This is a genomic window from Shewanella sp. NKUCC06_TVS (assembly GCF_019345515.1).
Lineage (GTDB): Bacteria > Pseudomonadota > Gammaproteobacteria > Enterobacterales > Shewanellaceae > Shewanella > Shewanella oncorhynchi.
In genome coordinates, this window is sequence record NZ_JAHKQX010000007.1 from 20,195 (window position 1) to 37,299 (window position 17,105).

15 protein-coding genes are annotated in these 17,105 nt (G+C 45.8%); 6 read left to right on the forward strand and 9 right to left on the reverse strand.

Annotated elements, in window-relative coordinates; genetic code table 11:
• Positions 1-170: 170 nt before the first annotated feature.
• Positions 171-890: a FadR/GntR family transcriptional regulator gene (locus KO531_RS09340; RefSeq protein ID WP_113939236.1), complete on the forward strand. Its 720-nt coding sequence runs from the start codon at positions 171-173 to the stop codon at positions 888-890.
• On the opposite strand, the gene KO531_RS09345 is transcribed toward KO531_RS09340, so the two are convergent.
• From KO531_RS09345 to KO531_RS09360, 5 genes are all read right to left on the reverse strand, one after another.
• Positions 887-1,291 carry a DUF1850 domain-containing protein gene (locus KO531_RS09345; protein WP_219250991.1) on the reverse strand — a complete coding sequence of 135 codons (405 nt, stop codon included), beginning with the start codon at positions 1,289-1,291 and terminating at the stop codon, positions 887-889. The genes KO531_RS09340 and KO531_RS09345 overlap by 4 nt on opposite strands.
• A 45-nt stretch (positions 1,292-1,336) precedes the next feature.
• On the reverse strand, positions 1,337-3,370 hold the full coding sequence (locus KO531_RS09350; RefSeq protein ID WP_131524216.1) for a TRAP transporter permease: 2,034 nt from the start codon (positions 3,368-3,370) through the stop codon (positions 1,337-1,339).
• Between the two features lie 108 nt (positions 3,371-3,478).
• Positions 3,479-4,435: a TAXI family TRAP transporter solute-binding subunit gene (locus tag KO531_RS09355; protein WP_105250372.1), complete on the reverse strand. Its 957-nt coding sequence runs from the start codon at positions 4,433-4,435 to the stop codon at positions 3,479-3,481.
• A 279-nt stretch (positions 4,436-4,714) separates the two neighbouring features.
• The gene (locus KO531_RS22545) at positions 4,715-4,837 is read right to left on the reverse strand and encodes a hypothetical protein (RefSeq protein WP_105250371.1); all 123 of its coding nucleotides are present in this window, start codon (positions 4,835-4,837) and stop codon (positions 4,715-4,717) included.
• Between the two features lie 365 nt (positions 4,838-5,202).
• Positions 5,203-6,699, reverse strand: coding sequence for a helicase HerA-like domain-containing protein (locus tag KO531_RS09360; protein ID WP_173496230.1), 1,497 nt, complete (start codon positions 6,697-6,699; stop codon positions 5,203-5,205).
• Between the two features lie 511 nt (positions 6,700-7,210).
• Between KO531_RS09360 and KO531_RS09370 the strand changes: the two genes are divergently transcribed.
• The 3 genes from KO531_RS09370 to KO531_RS09380 all read left to right on the forward strand — a co-directional run bounded on the left by KO531_RS09370 (position 7,211) and on the right by KO531_RS09380 (position 9,143).
• Complete coding sequence (locus KO531_RS09370; RefSeq protein WP_107949438.1) at positions 7,211-7,636, forward strand: hypothetical protein; 426 nt, start codon at positions 7,211-7,213, stop codon at positions 7,634-7,636.
• A gap of 130 nt (positions 7,637-7,766) precedes the next feature.
• Entirely contained in the window at positions 7,767-8,645 is an 879-nt protein-coding gene (locus KO531_RS09375) for a neutral zinc metallopeptidase (protein WP_131524218.1), read from the forward strand.
• 51 nt (positions 8,646-8,696) lie between these two features.
• The gene (locus KO531_RS09380; protein ID WP_173247816.1) at positions 8,697-9,143 is read left to right on the forward strand and encodes an NUDIX domain-containing protein; all 447 of its coding nucleotides are present in this window, start codon (positions 8,697-8,699) and stop codon (positions 9,141-9,143) included.
• 25 nt (positions 9,144-9,168) lie between these two features.
• Here KO531_RS09380 and KO531_RS09385 read toward each other — a convergent pair whose 3' ends face one another.
• The 3 genes from KO531_RS09385 to KO531_RS09395 form a co-directional block, all read right to left on the reverse strand.
• A complete protein-coding gene (locus tag KO531_RS09385; RefSeq protein ID WP_219250992.1) occupies positions 9,169-10,368 on the reverse strand; it encodes an SAM-dependent methyltransferase in 1,200 nt (399 codons plus the stop codon).
• A 189-nt stretch (positions 10,369-10,557) separates the two neighbouring features.
• On the reverse strand, positions 10,558-10,983 hold the full coding sequence (locus tag KO531_RS09390) for a GNAT family N-acetyltransferase (protein WP_219250993.1): 426 nt from the start codon (positions 10,981-10,983) through the stop codon (positions 10,558-10,560).
• A gap of 132 nt (positions 10,984-11,115) precedes the next feature.
• Positions 11,116-11,994: a restriction endonuclease gene (locus tag KO531_RS09395; RefSeq protein WP_219250994.1), complete on the reverse strand. Its 879-nt coding sequence runs from the start codon at positions 11,992-11,994 to the stop codon at positions 11,116-11,118.
• A 590-nt stretch (positions 11,995-12,584) separates the two neighbouring features.
• On the opposite strand from KO531_RS09395, the gene uvrD reads away from it, so the two are divergent.
• Complete coding sequence (uvrD, locus tag KO531_RS09400) at positions 12,585-14,753, forward strand: DNA helicase II (RefSeq protein WP_219234786.1); 2,169 nt, start codon at positions 12,585-12,587, stop codon at positions 14,751-14,753.
• A gap of 138 nt (positions 14,754-14,891) precedes the next feature.
• Entirely contained in the window at positions 14,892-15,752 is an 861-nt protein-coding gene (gene ubiA, locus KO531_RS09405; protein ID WP_168827752.1) for a 4-hydroxybenzoate octaprenyltransferase, read from the forward strand.
• Between the two features lie 6 nt (positions 15,753-15,758).
• Here the strand turns inward: ubiA and torT are convergent, their stop codons facing one another.
• Positions 15,759-16,832, reverse strand: a complete 1,074-nt coding sequence (gene torT, locus KO531_RS09410) for a TMAO reductase system periplasmic protein TorT (protein WP_219234785.1) — start codon at positions 16,830-16,832, stop codon at positions 15,759-15,761.
• Positions 16,833-17,105 lie beyond the last annotated feature (273 nt).

Below are 17,105 nucleotides of genomic sequence, written 5' to 3' on the forward strand. Positions count from 1 at the left end.
GAAGTTAGGATGAATATGAGAAACTAGTTACGAAATTCGCACAGATGTTACTTGGATCAACAAAGATGAATGTTTTTTAATCACTAATGTAGGAAAGATGAGAGTACTTTTTCTGCGTTAATGCGGTTTTATGCTAGTATGGCGACACTAAGCATATTTGGGATAATCAAGTGCATATCTTCAAGCCAATTAAGCAGATAAGAGCATCGAGTGAAGTCGGGCAGCAACTGAAAAATGCTATTTTAGATGGCGAATATAAGGCTGGCGATAAATTACCCTCTGAGCGCGAATTAATAGAATTATTTCAAGTTAGCCGCACTGTGGTGAGAGAGGCGATCAAAAGCCTCGAAGCGGGTGGATTAGTGGAGATTCGCCAAGGTGCAACAGGTGGCGCATTTGTTAAGCACTTAACCTTTGAACGTTTAAGTGATGCTTGCCAAGATTTATTTCTAATGGGGAAACTTTCCCTTCCTGAACTGTGTCAAGCACGCATGCTGATTGAGCCGCAAGTGGCTAGAATGGCTGCTAAAAATTGCACTCCAGAGCAAGCTAAAGCTTTGCAAGAGGCGAATAGTCATGAAAGTGACTCATTGGCCTATCCCGAAACTGTCATATTGCGATCTCAAGTACATTATTTGCTTGCTGAAATGTCTGGAAATCGCTTTTTAGAAGCGATCGTAAAATCCTTGTTGGTTTTATTAAGTAATCAAACGACTAAGTTTCAGCCACCGACTGATGAAATTCATCCTTTAGGTTTGCATGATGTCATTGTCGAAGCGGTTATCGCAAAAGATGGGGCAAAAGCTGAGGCCGAAATGTTTGCACACCTTGAGGATTTTAATCGGCGCCTAATAGAAATTGAGCGTAAATATATGGATAAACGCGCTTAAGGCAAAGAGCCGCAACCCCAAAGTTCAACCGCGGCTGTTTGTTTGTTGGGTAAGCCAATCCAATGACTCATGGCTTGGCATTGCACTTTTCCTGAGATTTGAGTGAAGCAAAGTTCAAAATCCCCTGCTTCGGGCGTGCGACCTAAGCGCAACACAGGCAAAATGGGCAGCTTGGGCTGATAATGCCAGCTGCCATTTTTAAGATAGGCATCATCTGGGATTTCCATTCCTGCACCCGTACCTTTCACTCTTGCTTCGACCAACACTAATCCTTGTGGCGTGACGTTATAGTCTTCCTCCCAGCGAATTTTTTCTATGCTGTGGTTCCATGCCAAGGTGAAGTTGTCTGTGGGCACTTGGGCCCACAGCGTGCCCGCTAGGCCTAAACACAGGCCTAGCATCTGTTTACCTTCAATGGCTGATTAACAACCAATAATCTCAAGAGCTTATCCTTGCTCTGCAAGACGTTTGAGTTTGCGTGCTCGCCAGCTGTGTTGCACGATAAATAGCAGCGCGAGCCCAAAGCCAATTTCATCACTCAACGGCGTAGCAAGAATTAAGCTCGCACCTGCAAGGAAGCCGATAACGCGTTCCCACCAGTAGAGTTTTTGTAATAGATATCCGGTAAAGATGACGCCCCAAATACCAATACCCACAGTCGCTTTTAGCAAGACAAACCCAGTGGCTAACCAGCTATCACCTTGAAGCATCAAAGCGGGATCGTAAACCGCCATAAAGGGGATCACAAAACCTGCAATGGCGATACGGATTGCCCAAAGGCTGATCTTAAGGCCTGATTCTTTAGCTATTGGCGCTGCGGCAAAACAGGCTAAGGCAACGGGAGGCGTGAGATCGGCCATGATGCCGAAATAAAATACAAACATATGCGACACAATCAGTGGCACACCGAGGTCGAGTAATGCGGGAGCGGCAATCGAGCTAGTAATAATGTAGTTAGGGATTGTGGGGATCCCCATGCCGAGTACTAGGCAAGTGACCATAGTTAACACGAGTGATAAGAACAAGTTATCTTGGCCAACGGCGAGAATGTAGCTCGCGAAGGTCGAGGCAATTCCTGTCAGTGACACTATGCCGATAATCACACCGACTAAAGCGCAGGCGATACCCACAGGCACTGCATGACGGGCGCCTTCTACCAGTGCATGCAAGCAGATGGTGAGAGTATCTCTGCCACCTTTAATAAACCAACAAATGGCGACTAATAAGGCGATAACCCCAAATACGACCCCGATCCCGAGTTGGAAGAAGCCAGCGCAAAGGATGCCAAGGGCAATCCAAAAGGCAATGCGCATTGCCATTGAGGAAAGCCGCAGTACTATGGCTGAGCCTAAAATTACTATCGATGTGAGGGCGAGTCCTACCATGCCTGAGAACAGCGGCGTTCTACCCGAAAACAGCAAGTAGACTAAAATAAACAAAGGGATAAGGAGATACCAACGCTCTTTAATTGCCGCCCATGGATTCGGGCACTGATCTTTAGGCAGGCCACAGAGATTGGCGCGTTTGGCTTCTAAATGCACCATCCAAAATACGGAGCAGAAATAAAGTAGCGCAGGGATCAATGCCGCTTTGGCTATTTCGATAAAGGGGACGTTAATGGTTTCGGCCATGATAAAAGCCACCGCGCCCATGATTGGCGGCATGATTTGGCTGCCCATACTCGATGTTGCCTCTACCCCGCCGGCGAAGGCTGGGCGATAACCGAATCGTTTCATGAGTGGAATGGTAAATTGGCCAGTTGTGACCACGTTGGCAACACCTGATCCTGTAATCGTCCCCATCAATGCCGATGACACTACTGCAACTTTTGCAGGACCGCCGAGCTTGTGGCCAAATAATCCCATGGCAAAGTCGGTAAATAAACGGATCATTCCGGCTTGTTCTAAAAAGGAGCCGAAGAGAATAAACAGGAATATATACGTCGCCGATACATAGGTTGGTGTGCCGTATAGCCCTTCGGTACCGAAGGCTAATTGATTGATGATCTGATCGAATCCATAGCCGCGGTGCATTAAGTCACCGGGTAAATACTGGCCAAATAAGCCATACATCAAAAAGATGCTACAGATGATCGGTAGCGCCCAGCCCATGACTCGGCGCGCTGCTTCAAACACTAATACGATCAAAGTGATACCTATCACTATATCCGCATCGGTCAGATCGCCTGAACGTTGAATTAAGTCGGCTTCGAAATACCACTGATAAGCCGCTGTGGCCATACCAGCTAGACCGAGTAGCCAAGCGAGTGGCTGCCAAGGCTGAGATTTTCCTCTAGCGGGATAACTTAAAAAAACCACTAACAGTAAAAAGCCCACATGGGTGGCACGCAGTACTTGAGTCGAGACGGGATGAAAAGCGGCAGTGATGATTTGAAAAATAGAAAAAATTAGGGCTGTATAAAATAGAGCCTTGGGCCAATCGCCAGTATTTGCGCTGAGACCTTGTTGGGGATCACTCATATTATGCCTCACAGCATTAGACTACAGAGATGATATAAACGAGATGCCGTTATTTAACGGCATCTCAATTGCTTAGTTTGGAATAGGATGCACAGATATCAGTAAAACTTAGAGTGCACCAACTTCTTTGTAATAACGTTCTGCACCTGGGTGCAGTGGTATTGGTAGATTTTTCGTCGCTTTATCTACGCTGATGGTCTTCGCGGCGGAGTGCGCGTTACCGAGTCGGTCTAAGTGCTCGAACATGAGTTTTGTCATCTGATAGGCTAAATCATCCGATACACCGCTTTGAGTCACCAGTAAATTTTGAATGGCGACGGTAGAAACGTCGGTGGTTTGGCCTTCATAGGTCGATGCTGGGATCACGCCATGTTGATAGGCGGGATTGTTAATCTTAGCGATCACATCTTCTGGAATTTCAACAAAGTTGATTGCCATAGTCGCAGCTAAGTCACGGATAGCAGCCATGCCGAGACCGGAAGATTGTAACGTGGCGTCTAATTGACGATTTTTGATTAGTTCAACGGATTCGGCATAGGGTAAAAACTCGACTTTCCCCATGTCTTCGTAACTTAGTCCCGCAGCCTTGAAAATCGATCTGGCATTGAGTTCTGTCCCTGATTTAGGGGCACCCACTGAGATGCGTTTTCCCTTTAAATCAGCCAAGGTTTTAATGCCAGACTCTTTATTGGCGACAATTTGAATGTAGTTAGGATAAGCCGAGGCAAGTACTCGGATTTTATCCAGCGGCGTTTTAAAGCCTGCATCAATATCACCTTGATATGCTGCTGCGACTGAATCACCTAAAGCGAACGCTAATTCACCACGACCCGCTTGCAATAAATTGAGGTTTTCTACCGAGGCTTTAGTTGCTTGAACTGAGGTTTTAGAACCTTCGATTCCTGTGCCGTAGAGTTGCGACAGCGCAACGCCAATAGGGTAATACACACCACTGGTGCCGCCTGTGAGAATGTTGATAAAGGCGGGGGCAGCAGCCATAGCGGCAGCACTGAGTGTGAGAGTCACTGCTGCGCCGACGGCGACAAAACGTTTTTTGATTTTCATTATGAAATATCCTTATTTTTTATAGTGTTATGTAGGGTCTTTCGAGCGGTAAATACCGTAATCAGCTCAATATAACTACATAAAACCTGAAAAAGGTCAATTAGGCTATAGTCGATAGCTGCTACTTTTGTATCACAAAACTGAGATCTGAGACTGTTTTGAGCAAGGTTGTATTGTGAGGTAAAACTTGGTTGGTTCAATGCAGCGGGCAATAAAAAGGGCTAACCTAAGTTAACCCTATTTGTGTTATTAGAGGACAAACCTCCTAATAACAAGACACTATTTAGTGTTATCTAAGAAACCTTTAGTTGCGTTTTTCGCATGTTTTGCTGCTCTTTTCTCTTTAGGAGACATCAGCGGTTGTTTCTTCGATTCTTTACGGTTTTTTTGCTCTTTACTCATATAAAACTCCATGTACTCTTTGGTTATTCATCAGGCTAATCATGTAAGCCGTACTTAATTGAACCTATTCCATGACGTCCTGATTGAAGCGAAATTTTTATCTCGAATTACAACATTTTAAATTACAAATATCTAAAATCATTGATAATTATCTGTGAATTTATTTGCCTCAATGAGCGATTACAGCAAAATAATCTTATCACCGAATTCCGTACCATGATCCATCTATCACTTAGAATAATTAATGCTAATGCTAGCGTTAACCTGTATAAGAAATATGCGAACAAGGACACAGTACCTATATTTTCGTCATTGTTTGTGGTTTTAGTGGGCCCTAATTGGAGGCATAACTAAGTACCATATGCCTAACGTCGGCTCGATTTACCTAACATGCCACCTAATATACCGCGCAAAATTTGTTTACCTAATTGGCTGCCAACCGTGCGTGCAGCTTGTTTTGACAAGGTTTCAGCTAACCCTTGGCGACGCTTATTACCAAAAATGAGTTCACTGAACCAACCTTGTTCCTCAGCTTTTTGGCCCGTTTGAGCATCACTTGCTGTGGATGTGGCGTCGCTGGTGGCGTTACCAACTCGTCTTTGGTTAAGGCGTTCGTAGGCCGATTCGCGGTTGATTAACTGATCGTATTTACCTCCAATCGGGCTTTGGGCGCGGACTTGTTGTAACTCCTCACTTGTGGCGGGTCCCATGCGGCAACGTGGCGGTGCGATGAGCGCGCGCTCGACCATAGTTGGCACGCCTTTGTCGGCTAACATAGACACTAAGGCTTCACCTACAGCGAGCTGGGATATTACGTCGCTGACAACCAGTTTGGGGTTAGGCACAAAGGTTTCGGCGGCGGTTTTAACAGCCTTTTGATCCCTTGGCGTGTAAGCTCGCAGGGCATGTTGAATACGATTACCTAATTGTCCGAGAATTTCGTTTGGGACATCATCAGGAAATTGCGAGCAAAAATAAACGCCTACGCCTTTTGAGCGAATTAGGCGCATGATCTGTTCGACGCGTTTTAATAGACTCGGTGGGCAACCCTCAAAGAGTAAATGCGCCTCATCGATAAAAAACACTAGCTTAGGTTTTTCGGGATCGCCGACTTCGGGCAGATTCTCAAATAATTCTGAGAGTAGCCAGAGTAAAAAACTTGAATATAAACGGGGTGTTAAAATCAGTTTGTTCGCTGCTAATAAATTGATAATGCCGCGCCCTTGCAAATTAGTGCGCATTAAATCTTCAAGCTGTAACGCGGGTTCACCAAAAAAGTCTTTGCCACCATCGCGCTCTAATCCTAGTACCGATCGTTGAATCGCTGCGAGGGATTGGGCACTGATTAAACCATATTTGGCGGAGATTTCTTTGCGTTCCTCGGCAACTAAGGCCAGCATGGCCCGCAGATCATCTAAGTCGAGCAGTAATAATCCTTGGTCGTCCGCCAGTTGAAAGACTATGTCTAAAATACCGCTTTGGGTGTCATTCAATTCTAAAATTCGGCCGAGTAAGGTTGGGCCCATTTCGCTGATGGTGGTACGCAGCGGGTGGCCTTGAACGCCCGCTAAATCCCATAACACCACAGGGTTAGCTTCGTTGTGATAATCCTCAATGCCAATTTGAGTTGCCCTTTGTAATAGCTTTTCACTTGGAGTGCCGGCCATAGCTAGACCCGAGATATCGCCTTTAACGTCTGTGATAAAAACCGGCACGCCTTGGCGTGAAAAACCTTCGGCAATACTCATCAGCGACACGGTTTTACCTGTCCCTGTGGCACCGGCAATTAACCCATGGCGATTGGCATACTTAAGATTTAAGTGAACCTGTTGTTCACCTTTTCCTATTAATAGCGTATTCAAAGGCATTCCTTATGTTAACGGTAGGGCTTATATTGGAATCGTTGCAGCACCTTTATTTAAGCCACTGTGTATTTAATCCACTTTAGTGTCGTCGTTCATGCGTATAAAAATTCATCATTGAGTGTTGGCCTTAGCGTAATTTATGTCAACATGGGGCCTGAATAAGCTTGATATCATTTAGCAAAAATGTGTGATTGGCAATATGGGCGTTACCTATGAATGAGGTGTGTTATTTGGGTCATTCACTGAGGCGTGCTTGATGGTGAAATTCCCTTTGATTATGCTGCTCTTGTTCTTTACTGTGCTGACATCTGCCTGCACCGAATGAGTCTGTGGTGCAAGAACCTGTGTTGAATCTTATGAGCCTATGCGAGATAAACAGCGCTGTGTTGCTGAGGTGGATAAAAACCTTTATTTGTATGAAAAACTAAAAGCAGTAGAAGAAAATCAACGGCTGAAAATGGCCAAAGAACAAGCCATTCAAAAATTGTTAATTGTAGAAAGGATATCTATGAAAGGTGCGGGCGGAACACAGGGCGGGACGGGACAATTTTTTATGGGTCTTGCCATGATGTGTGGTGGATTTTATTTATTGTTCAATGCAATACAGGTGAGCTCTAGTTTTGGACTGGGCTATGGCTTATATCGAGTGAATGCCTTTGGGCAAGGCATGTCGATTACCACTGGCATGGTGATGCTACCGTTTATTATCGGCATTGTTATGGTGTTTTTTGACGCTAAGAGTAAGTTAGCTTGGCTGTTGAGTCTAGGTTCGCTTACGGCCTTGGTTGTGGGCGTGATCAGCTCGATTCAATTCCACTTTAAATCTATGTCGGCCTTTGAACTGATTGTGATCCTCGTTTTGGCCTTTGGTGGTTTAGGGTTGTTTTTACGCTCACTGAAAGACGCGCCCACAAGCGATACACAAGCGAAATAACCACTAGACTCTTAATCACTAGGCTTTTAACCACTAGGCGCTAGAGTGCAAATACTAAATCAGAGTTGTGCATCTAAGCGACTTTAATAGCGGTTTAATGAAAGTTTTAACTACAGAGTGAAGGAATGCGATGCGCTGGCGTGACACTGACAGAAGCTCCAATATCGAAGACAGACGCGGCCAGCAAATGGCATCTGCGGGTGTGCCGAGTGCCTTGTTACTCAGGTTCTTGCCCTTTTTGCTGAGAACTAAACTTGGTCGTGTGGTGTTGCTCATCGGCGGCATTTATATTGCTTTTCAGTATTTTACTGGTGGTCTGTCACTCGACCCAAATACTCAAGCTCATCTTAGCCAATCCCAATCTAGCTCAACAACAGCGGTACAGGATGAAAATGCCCAGTTTGTGGCGGCCATTTTAGGCACCACAGAAACCGTTTGGGGCCAGTTGCTCAAAGGGCAATATCGAGAGCCTAAGTTAGTGCTTTATCGCAATATGACCTCCACTGGCTGCGGTATGGGACAGGCGCAGTCTGGGCCTTTCTATTGCCCTGCCGATAGCAAAGTATATATCGATCTTAGCTTTCTTGATGAGCTTAAAACCTTAGGCGCGCCCGGTGATTTTGCCTTTGCCTATGTGATTGCCCACGAGGTGGGTCACCATGTGCAAAACCTGCTGGGCACGAGCACTAAGGTGCGCCAAGCCCAGCAATCTGGCAGTAAAGTGCAGGCGAATCAATTGAGTGTCGCACTTGAATTGCAGGCTGATTGCTACGCAGGGATTTGGGGGCATTATGTCAATCAACAACTTAACTTACTTGAAGCGGGCGATTTAGCGGAAGGCATTGCCGCCGCCAGTGCAGTGGGTGACGATCGTCTGCAAAAGATGGCGGGTCGCGCCGTACAGCCCGATGCTTTTACCCACGGCAGTTCGGCGCAGCGGGTGAAATGGTTTAAGACAGGGTTTGATTCGGGTAATCTCGCCAGTTGTAATACCTTTGCGGCTAAGTGATTTAGTCTGATATCTCAAATACGTACCGAACAGAAATGCAAGGATAACTGAGTGGCCTTTAACGATACCTTTAGATTGAGCAGCCACGCGGTTATCACTAATGCGCAGGGACAAGTACTGTTGCTTAAGGCCAATTATGGTAATTTTGCTTGGGGTTTGCCCGGTGGCGCACTCGAGCCCGGTGAAACGATTCACGAGGCCTTAGTGCGCGAATGCCAAGAGGAATTAGGCTTAAGTGTGCGGGTTAACTATTTGAGCGGCGTGTATTATCACAGCGCCTATCAATCCCAAGCCTTTATTTTTCGTTGTGAACTGTTGTTGCCTGATGGGCCTGAGGTGGCAAAAAATGTGGCAGAAGGTGAGCCATTGCCGATCCACTTAAGCCACGAACATTCAGAGTTTGCCTTCCACGATATCGACACCCTTAGCGCGGTTCAGCAGCAAAGAATTAAAGATTGCCTCAATTTCAACGGGATTGTCATGAGCGCAAAGTTTTAATGCTTTGCCAGCAAACCGCCAGCTGTTAATCGGCTTGGGTTTGCGCGAGTAAGGTTTCTAAGCAGTGTTCCTTGATCCCGTAATAGGCTTTAATGTCAGCTATTTGCGCGAGGATTGCAGCGCTGTCTTTCTGATTGTGTTGTGGCTTTTTAACGGCCAAAATCATCTTATTCTTATTGGTATGTTCTAGGCTGATAAATTCAAACACCTTAGTCGCATAACCATTGGCTTCCAAAAATAGCGCACGTAATGAATCCGTCACCATTTCAGCCTGTTGGCCCATGTGCACTCCATATTGCAGCATAGGTTTGAACAACTCTGGGCTGTGCATCTGCGGGCGAATTTGTTTATGGCAGCAAGGCGAACACATGATGATGTCGGCATTGGCGCGGATACCATAATGAATCGCATAGTCAGTGGCGATATCACAGGCGTGCAGCGCGATCATCACATCGGTTTGCTTAGGCGCGTGGGTTCTCACATCGCCGCAGACAAATGACAATCCTTGATGATCCAGCGTTGCCGCCGTTTCGTTACATAAATCGGCTAAGGCTTGGCGTAATTCCACCCCAGTCACCTGCGCATCATTGTGAAGGCTGTGGCGCAGGTAATCATGGATTGCAAAGGTGAGATAGCCTTTGCCTGACCCAAAATCGACTACATTGATCGGTTGGTCATTCTTGTGGGGTGAGGCTTCGAGTGCTTGACTGAAAACCTCAATAAATTTATTGATTTGCTTCCATTTACGCGACATCGTAGGGATAAGATTATGTTGGCTGTCCGTCACCCCTAGCTTGGTCAGGAAGGGACGTTCGATATCCACAAAACGCTTTTTCTCACGGTCATGTTCTAAGGGCGCCGCGACGGCTTGTTTAACGTTATGTGTGCTGATTTGGACTTTGCCTTTTTTGCTGATCTCAAGCTGAACTTCTGCCTGCGCCGTGGCTAAGTGGGCGCTCTTAAAATCGCTACCGAGTAACAGTTTTATGCTGGCTAACCCTTCGTCATAACTCAGGTTTTTTGTGATGTGATTCGTCTGATGCTGATACACAAACGATAGCACAGGTTCATTCTGCAAACTGATCGGTCGAATCGTAATGCGCTGCAGGCTTTTATCTGCCCCTCGGTACTTACTCAACAATAGTTTGATCAGACTATTCTTCGCCAAGCTGTCAGCCAAAAGCTGGTAAAAATCATCAAAAGAATTAAGCGCTGAATGGGACATTATTGTTTCCGAAAAAGTAACCAAGAAAAACAGGGTGAGTATTCTAACCGCGATCCGCCGCTACCTAAAGTTATTCTCATCGAGAAGGAGGTTTGGGGCAGACCTCCGCTGCTGATCTATCTGTTGGAGGTCGTAGTGATTAAGCGCTGTCATTCCAGTTACACGCTCTATTAATAATACAGCGACTTGTTAGTGCTCTGTACACATAAAATATTCAAATTGGTCTTCGTCAAAAATTTTAAAGCCGAGCCTTTTGTATAAATTAAGCGCCCGATTTTCTTTTAAAACTGTTAGTTCAAGATACTTGGGTTTTGAAGTTTCTAAAACTTGCTTTAACACTAGACTACCTAGGCCTTTTCCTTGGTTATTAGGGTGAATTTGAAGCTGCATAATTTCTACCTTATCTTCAAATTCGCGGAATTGTAATGTACCAACAACGCTCTTGTCGTAAATAATTAAGTGCGAGTATTTGTAGGAGTTTTTTAATCTAAACTGGTGTTCCTCTTCAGAAAGGAATTGCCCAGACTTTTCAAGGTGCTCAACCATTGTCAATTTTCTCAGGTCAAACAAATAGTCCCAATCTTGGGCTGTTGCTTTGATAAATTTAAATTGCATGTGAACCTTATTGAGCACTAACGCCCGCATAAGCTGCGGAACATGTTGGACGTTTTTTGCGTCTTGTTCTTTGCAAAAAATTGGACAATTTGAAATGTCAGATTTAATGCGCTTGTTAAGTATTTTACTTTACTAAATAAGATCGCGTAGCCGTACAAATGGCTTGCCTGTTTCAGCTGCACGACGGACTTTCTTTGATAGAACGCTCTTAAATCCGATTTTTCTCATTAACATTTCACTCAAATCTAGGCCATCCATGCAAACTAGACTGTTACCCCGACCAAACGCATGTAATCCTTCTTCAGTAAAACCACTATTACTCACGAATAAGCCTCTTGACCAAGCTGCTTTATCTTGAACTTTAGCGTTAAAGGAACGTAAATCAGCAGCGTTTACCGGCAAATTGGTCCATTTTGCCTCAAGAAGATATGTTTCCCCATCAAGCTCAAAGCTCCCGTCAATTTGCTCGCCGAGCAAACGGAAAGATGCTCTACCAGACATCCCGCTTACATCAAAAAGATTTTTGAGGAAAGATTCAAACGCGTAACCTCTAGGGTGAGGATCCATTGCTGCCAGTTGCATCAGAGCTTCCAGTAATTCTTTGGCTGTACTTTCATTAATTGCTTCATCATGCGGAACGAACGACGATTTACTCTTATTCACGGGGGCTTTCCCGCCAAGGCGAACCAAGAGTTCATTAAACTCTGATACTAACTCTGGTTTTTCTTCGTCGATGCTCGCTCGTTTCCGTTTAGTCTCACGATACTGCCACAACGAAGCTAGCACTCTCAAAACTTCTTCTGTTTTAGATTGTTTTAAATAACTGCGAAGCCGCTTCCCTTTACTTGTACCTATATCGCAGAACCTATTATCGTCGATGTTTATTCCTAGCTCATCATTAAAAAACTCAGAGTATGTTTGATTTGAGAAATCTAAAACATACCCACCTTTCATTTCGAAGATGTAATCTAGTAAATCGAAATCTAGCCTTTTAAGTGAATATGTAGTCATGAATAATCCTTATTTTTCTTAGTATATAAGCATCGATTTCGACACCAGCCTAACGTCTTAGTATTTATGCGCTGCGGTGTTTGCAGAGCATAAATCACTTGTTGGACTTGGCCGCTGCCACATCCATGTAAATGGGTAAGAATGATGCCGATAAATCGGAACGCTCAATATAAAACAATAACTTAATGCACTTTTGTTCCGTATTCAAGTAACGATAAGTCACTTAGCAACAAAAAGGCTTACAAGGTAAGGTTCCAAGAAATTAACTAGCTACCTTCGTTAAATTTACAGAGTGCATGCTTGTAAGAAGGGGGTCAGATTACTGTAGGGGTTGGCAAGATTAAGCACTGTCATGGAAGTGACCGTTGACGGCATGGATGCCGTCGTCGAGCCCTCAGGGATGAGTTAATGGCGAGTCACTGGAATGACAGTGCTTAATTAATTTAGTCATTATGACGCCATTGCAAAGTAAGATGCGGCAACTTGTCATTCGTCCTATGGTTCTCGTCTAGTGGCTCTTGTATTGTGGATCAAGCGCGCAGGCGGGGTTTCTTCTGTTATAATGCCTCCTCGATTTTTTGGAGGCGAGAATGGACGTATCTTCTTTACTAGACGGCCTAAATGATAAGCAGCGCGAGGCTGTCGCGGCACCGCAATCTAGCATGTTAGTGTTGGCGGGCGCAGGCAGTGGTAAAACTCGGGTGTTGACCCACCGCATTGCGTGGCTGATGCAGGTTGAACAGCAGAGTCCTTACTCGATTCTTGCGGTGACATTTACCAATAAAGCTGCGGCTGAGATGCGCGAGCGAGTTGAAAAAGTCGCTGGCACAAATATGGGCCGCATGTGGATTGGCACTTTCCACGGCTTGGCGCATCGCTTGTTACGCACTCACTTCCAAGATGCGGGTTTACCGCAAAGCTTCCAAATCCTCGATTCTGACGATCAAGTGCGTTTGATCAAACGTATTCTAAAAAGCCTAAATTTGGATGAGAAACAATATCCTCCACGCCAAGCTCAGGGTTATATCAATGGTAAAAAAGACCAAGGATTACGTCCTAAACATATCGATGCGGGCGGTTTTCCGCTTGAGCAGAATCTGCTAAAAATCTATCAGGTCTACCAAGAGTCTTGCGACCGCGCGGGTTTAGTCGATTTTGCCGAAATCCTATTACGTGCCCATGAGTTATGGCTCAATAAGCCGCACTTGTTGGCCCATTATCAAGACAGATTTAAGCATATTTTGGTGGACGAGTTCCAAGATACCAACGCGATCCAATATGCGTGGATCCGCGTGCTTGCCGGTCAAACTGCCAATGTGATGATAGTGGGTGATGACGACCAATCGATTTACGGTTGGCGCGGTGCTCAGGTTGAAAACCTACACCGATTCTTAAAAGATTTCCCGAGTGCGACCACGATTCGCCTCGAGCAAAACTATCGCTCGAAGGGCAATATCCTTAAAGCGTCCAACGCCTTAATCGCCAATAACCCAGAACGTATGGGCAAAGAGTTGTGGACGGATGAAGCCGATGGCGATCCGATTTCGCTCTATTGCGCCTTTAATGAAATGGACGAGGCGCGCTTTATTGTCGGTCGAATTAATGATTGGCACGAAAAGGGCGGCAACCTCAGTGATTGTGCGATTTTATATCGTTCTAACGCTCAGTCGCGGGTATTGGAAGAAGCCTTGTTACACAAAGGCTTAGCCTATCGCATTTACGGCGGTTTACGCTTCTTCGAACGCCAAGAAATTAAAGACGCCATGGGTTACCTACGGCTGATTAATAACAAAGACGACGATGCGGCTTTTGAGCGCGTGGTGAATACGCCACCCCGTGGCATTGGCGATCGCACTTTGGATATTTTGCGCTCCACGGCGCGCCAGCATGAGTTAACCCTGTGGCAGGCGAGTGTGCGTTTGCTCGACGAGAAAGTGCTTGCGGGTCGTGCAGCAAATTCTGTGCGTGGTTTCATGGACTTAATCATGACACTGCGTGAAGACACCCAAGATATGGTGCTGTATCGCATGGCCGATACAGTGATCCAAGCGTCGGGCCTTAAGGCCATGTATGAAGCCGAAAAGGGTGAAAAAGCCCACGCTAGAATCGAAAACTTAGAAGAACTTGTCACGGCGGCGCGTACCTTCGAAATGCCAGAAGAGCTGGAGGACATGGGCGAACTTAACGGTTTCCTATCCCACGCGGCGCTCGAAGCGGGCGAAGGCCAAGCCGATGCCTTTACCGATGCGGTGCAGCTAATGACGCTGCATTCTGCCAAAGGGCTAGAGTTCACTATGGTGTTCATGGCGGGTGTCGAAGAAGGGATCTTCCCGAGTAAAATGGCGCTCGAAGAGGGCGATAGACTCGATGAAGAACGCCGTCTCTGCTATGTGGGCATGACCCGCGCCATGGAAAAACTCTACATAACCTATGCGGAATCGCGGCGCATTTATGGCCGCGAAGATTACGCTCGGCCGTCGCGTTTTATCAAAGAGATCCCGCCGCAATATGTGGATGAAATCCGCCTCAAGGCGCAGGTTTCAACGCCGATGGCGAATAATCGTTTTAGCGCCCCAAAATCGGCTGCGACAAACGATACCGGTTTTAACGTCGGCCAAAGAGTCAATCACCCTAAATTTGGTGAAGGTAAAGTGACCAACTTTGAGGGCAGCGGTGCCCAAGGGCGAGTACAAGTGAGCTTTACTGACTTTGGCAGCAAGTGGTTAGTGGTGGCTTACGCTCGGTTAGAGGCGCTTTAATACCTGCCCTGAACGCGATGAATGTCAGCTTTTTATGACACGCTTTTAGGGCGTAAATTCGCATCGGGAGAAGCATGGGTATATGATGCTAATCCTGAAACCGAGTGGAAACTTGAGGGTATTGGGAGTACCTAGTTAATGAATTTAAAGCAGAAGTGGGATGTGTATTCCCGTCTTACTCGAATCGACCGTCCCATAGGTACGCTATTGCTGATGTGGCCATGCTTGATGGCGCTGATGTTAGCGGCGGGTGGTATGCCCGATCTTAAGGTATTGATCATCTTTATTATTGGCGTGGTGATCATGCGTGCCTGTGGCTGCATTATTAACGACTATGCCGATCGCGATCTCGACTCTTTTGTGGAACGCACTAAATCTCGGCCGCTGGCCAGTGGCGAAATCAGCACTAAAGAAGCCTTGATACTGTTCGTCGTTTTAGGTTTATCTGCTTTTGGTTTAGTCTTATTACTCAATGGATTAGTGGTTAAATTGTCCGTTGTTGGTATTATCCTCACGATTATTTATCCCTTCACTAAACGCATCACCAATATGCCACAGATGTTTCTAGGCGTGGTGTGGAGTTGGTCTATCCCTATGGCTTACGCCGCGCAGACGGGTGAAGTACCCATCGAGGCTTGGTGGTTATTTGCGGCCAATTGGTTTTGGACTGTCGCCTACGATACCATGTATGCCATGGTCGATAGGGATGATGATTTAAAGGTGGGCATTAAATCCACTGCAATTTTGTTCGGTAAATATGACCGCCAAATCATAGGGCTATTTCAGCTTGCTGCGCTGGCTTGTTTTATCGCCGCCGGTTGGAGCGCCGATCGTGGTTTACTCTATGGCCTAGGTTTACTGACTTTTGTCGGTTTTAGTACTTACCAGCAAATGCTGATCTTTGATCGCGAACGAGCCCCTTGTTTTAAAGCGTTTCTCAATAACAATTGGGCAGGACTCGCATTATTTGTTGGGCTGGGCGCCGATTATTTAGTTTAGTGAACATCATTTTGGCTGTGGAAGATCCTGATGGATCATCCACTGATTCTGTGGCGCTAATATTTGTTCTAAATCAATCTGGTGGATGTTGTCTTGGGAGATGACCTTGATAACTGGGCTCACTCTGTGGGGATAAGGCGCACCTTCGAGTGCGCGTATTGCGAGATCGATGGCAATCCGAGCCTGCAATACTGGTGAGTCGCTGACCGTCGCGAGTAACTGTTTTTTCTGCACTAATTCTATGGTCTGTGCATTCGAGTAGAATGCGATGACTTTTCCCGTTTTATTCCTACGCCCGTCTAAATAGCGCGCCGCGAAAGTGGCGGCAACTGCATTGGCGATTACATAATCTACACTTTGTTTAGTAAGCACTTTTCGCACTAAATCAGCTTGAATAAATAACTCCGTAGTGCCAAACCCTCCTTCAATTGTGTCGAACTCTTGTTTAGCTGCCGCCCGCCTAAATCCTTGTTCCGCCGCCATAACCCAAGAGGCATCCTTAGGCCCTGGAAACCAAGCAACTTTAAGTTTCACTGGTGCTTTATCGACAGGGTCTCGTTGCTGCGATGCAATATACTCAATCGCCGCCGCAGACATATCTTCAAAGCTGACTAAGGAGCGACTCGTGAGTTTGTCGGTCGCGATACCATTCACTAAATCAATAACAGGAATGCCCGCAGCAGAGAGTTGTTCGATATCCGCAATCAGTCCATCGGCCGTATTCGCAGCAATAATATAGGCTTGAGCTTTGAGGGCTTGGCAATCATAGAGTTGTTGTTTTTGTTGCTCAATATTGTCATATCCTCCAGCATCATAAATGCCGAGAGTTACAGCTTGACGTTCGGCTTCCTGCGATAACCCAAAGGCGACGCCCCACCAATATTGGTCTTTACCATGGGGAAGTAAGGCGCAGATCCGCCATGCTTTTTTGGCATGAGTGAGTGGTGTGTATGCCGTTTTTTTGCCATCAGCAATCACATCGGCGGGATACCAAGTTGCCTGCACTGCAAAGGCGAAAATATAGAGGATTAAGGTGAGGCAAATCCTGAGGGAGTAAGCGAAGAATGCAGTAAAGTGCATAGGATCATCATGTTAAGTTAACAATAGATTAAGCATAGATGAATGATCCATAGTTGCTAAGTCGATGCTAAATAAAGCTGATTTATTCTTAATAACCAGTGTCATGAAGTGTTATGGCACTTTTATGATGGGCTGCAGAGTGGTTGAAATTGTAGGGTCGTCTTACATTAGCAGGCTTTACGCTTTGACTTGTTCACTGAATGCTTAAGTTTACATTTCACGCTAAAGGCTTAATTGCCACAGCTGGTTTTTGCCATAGTGCTTAGTCTATAG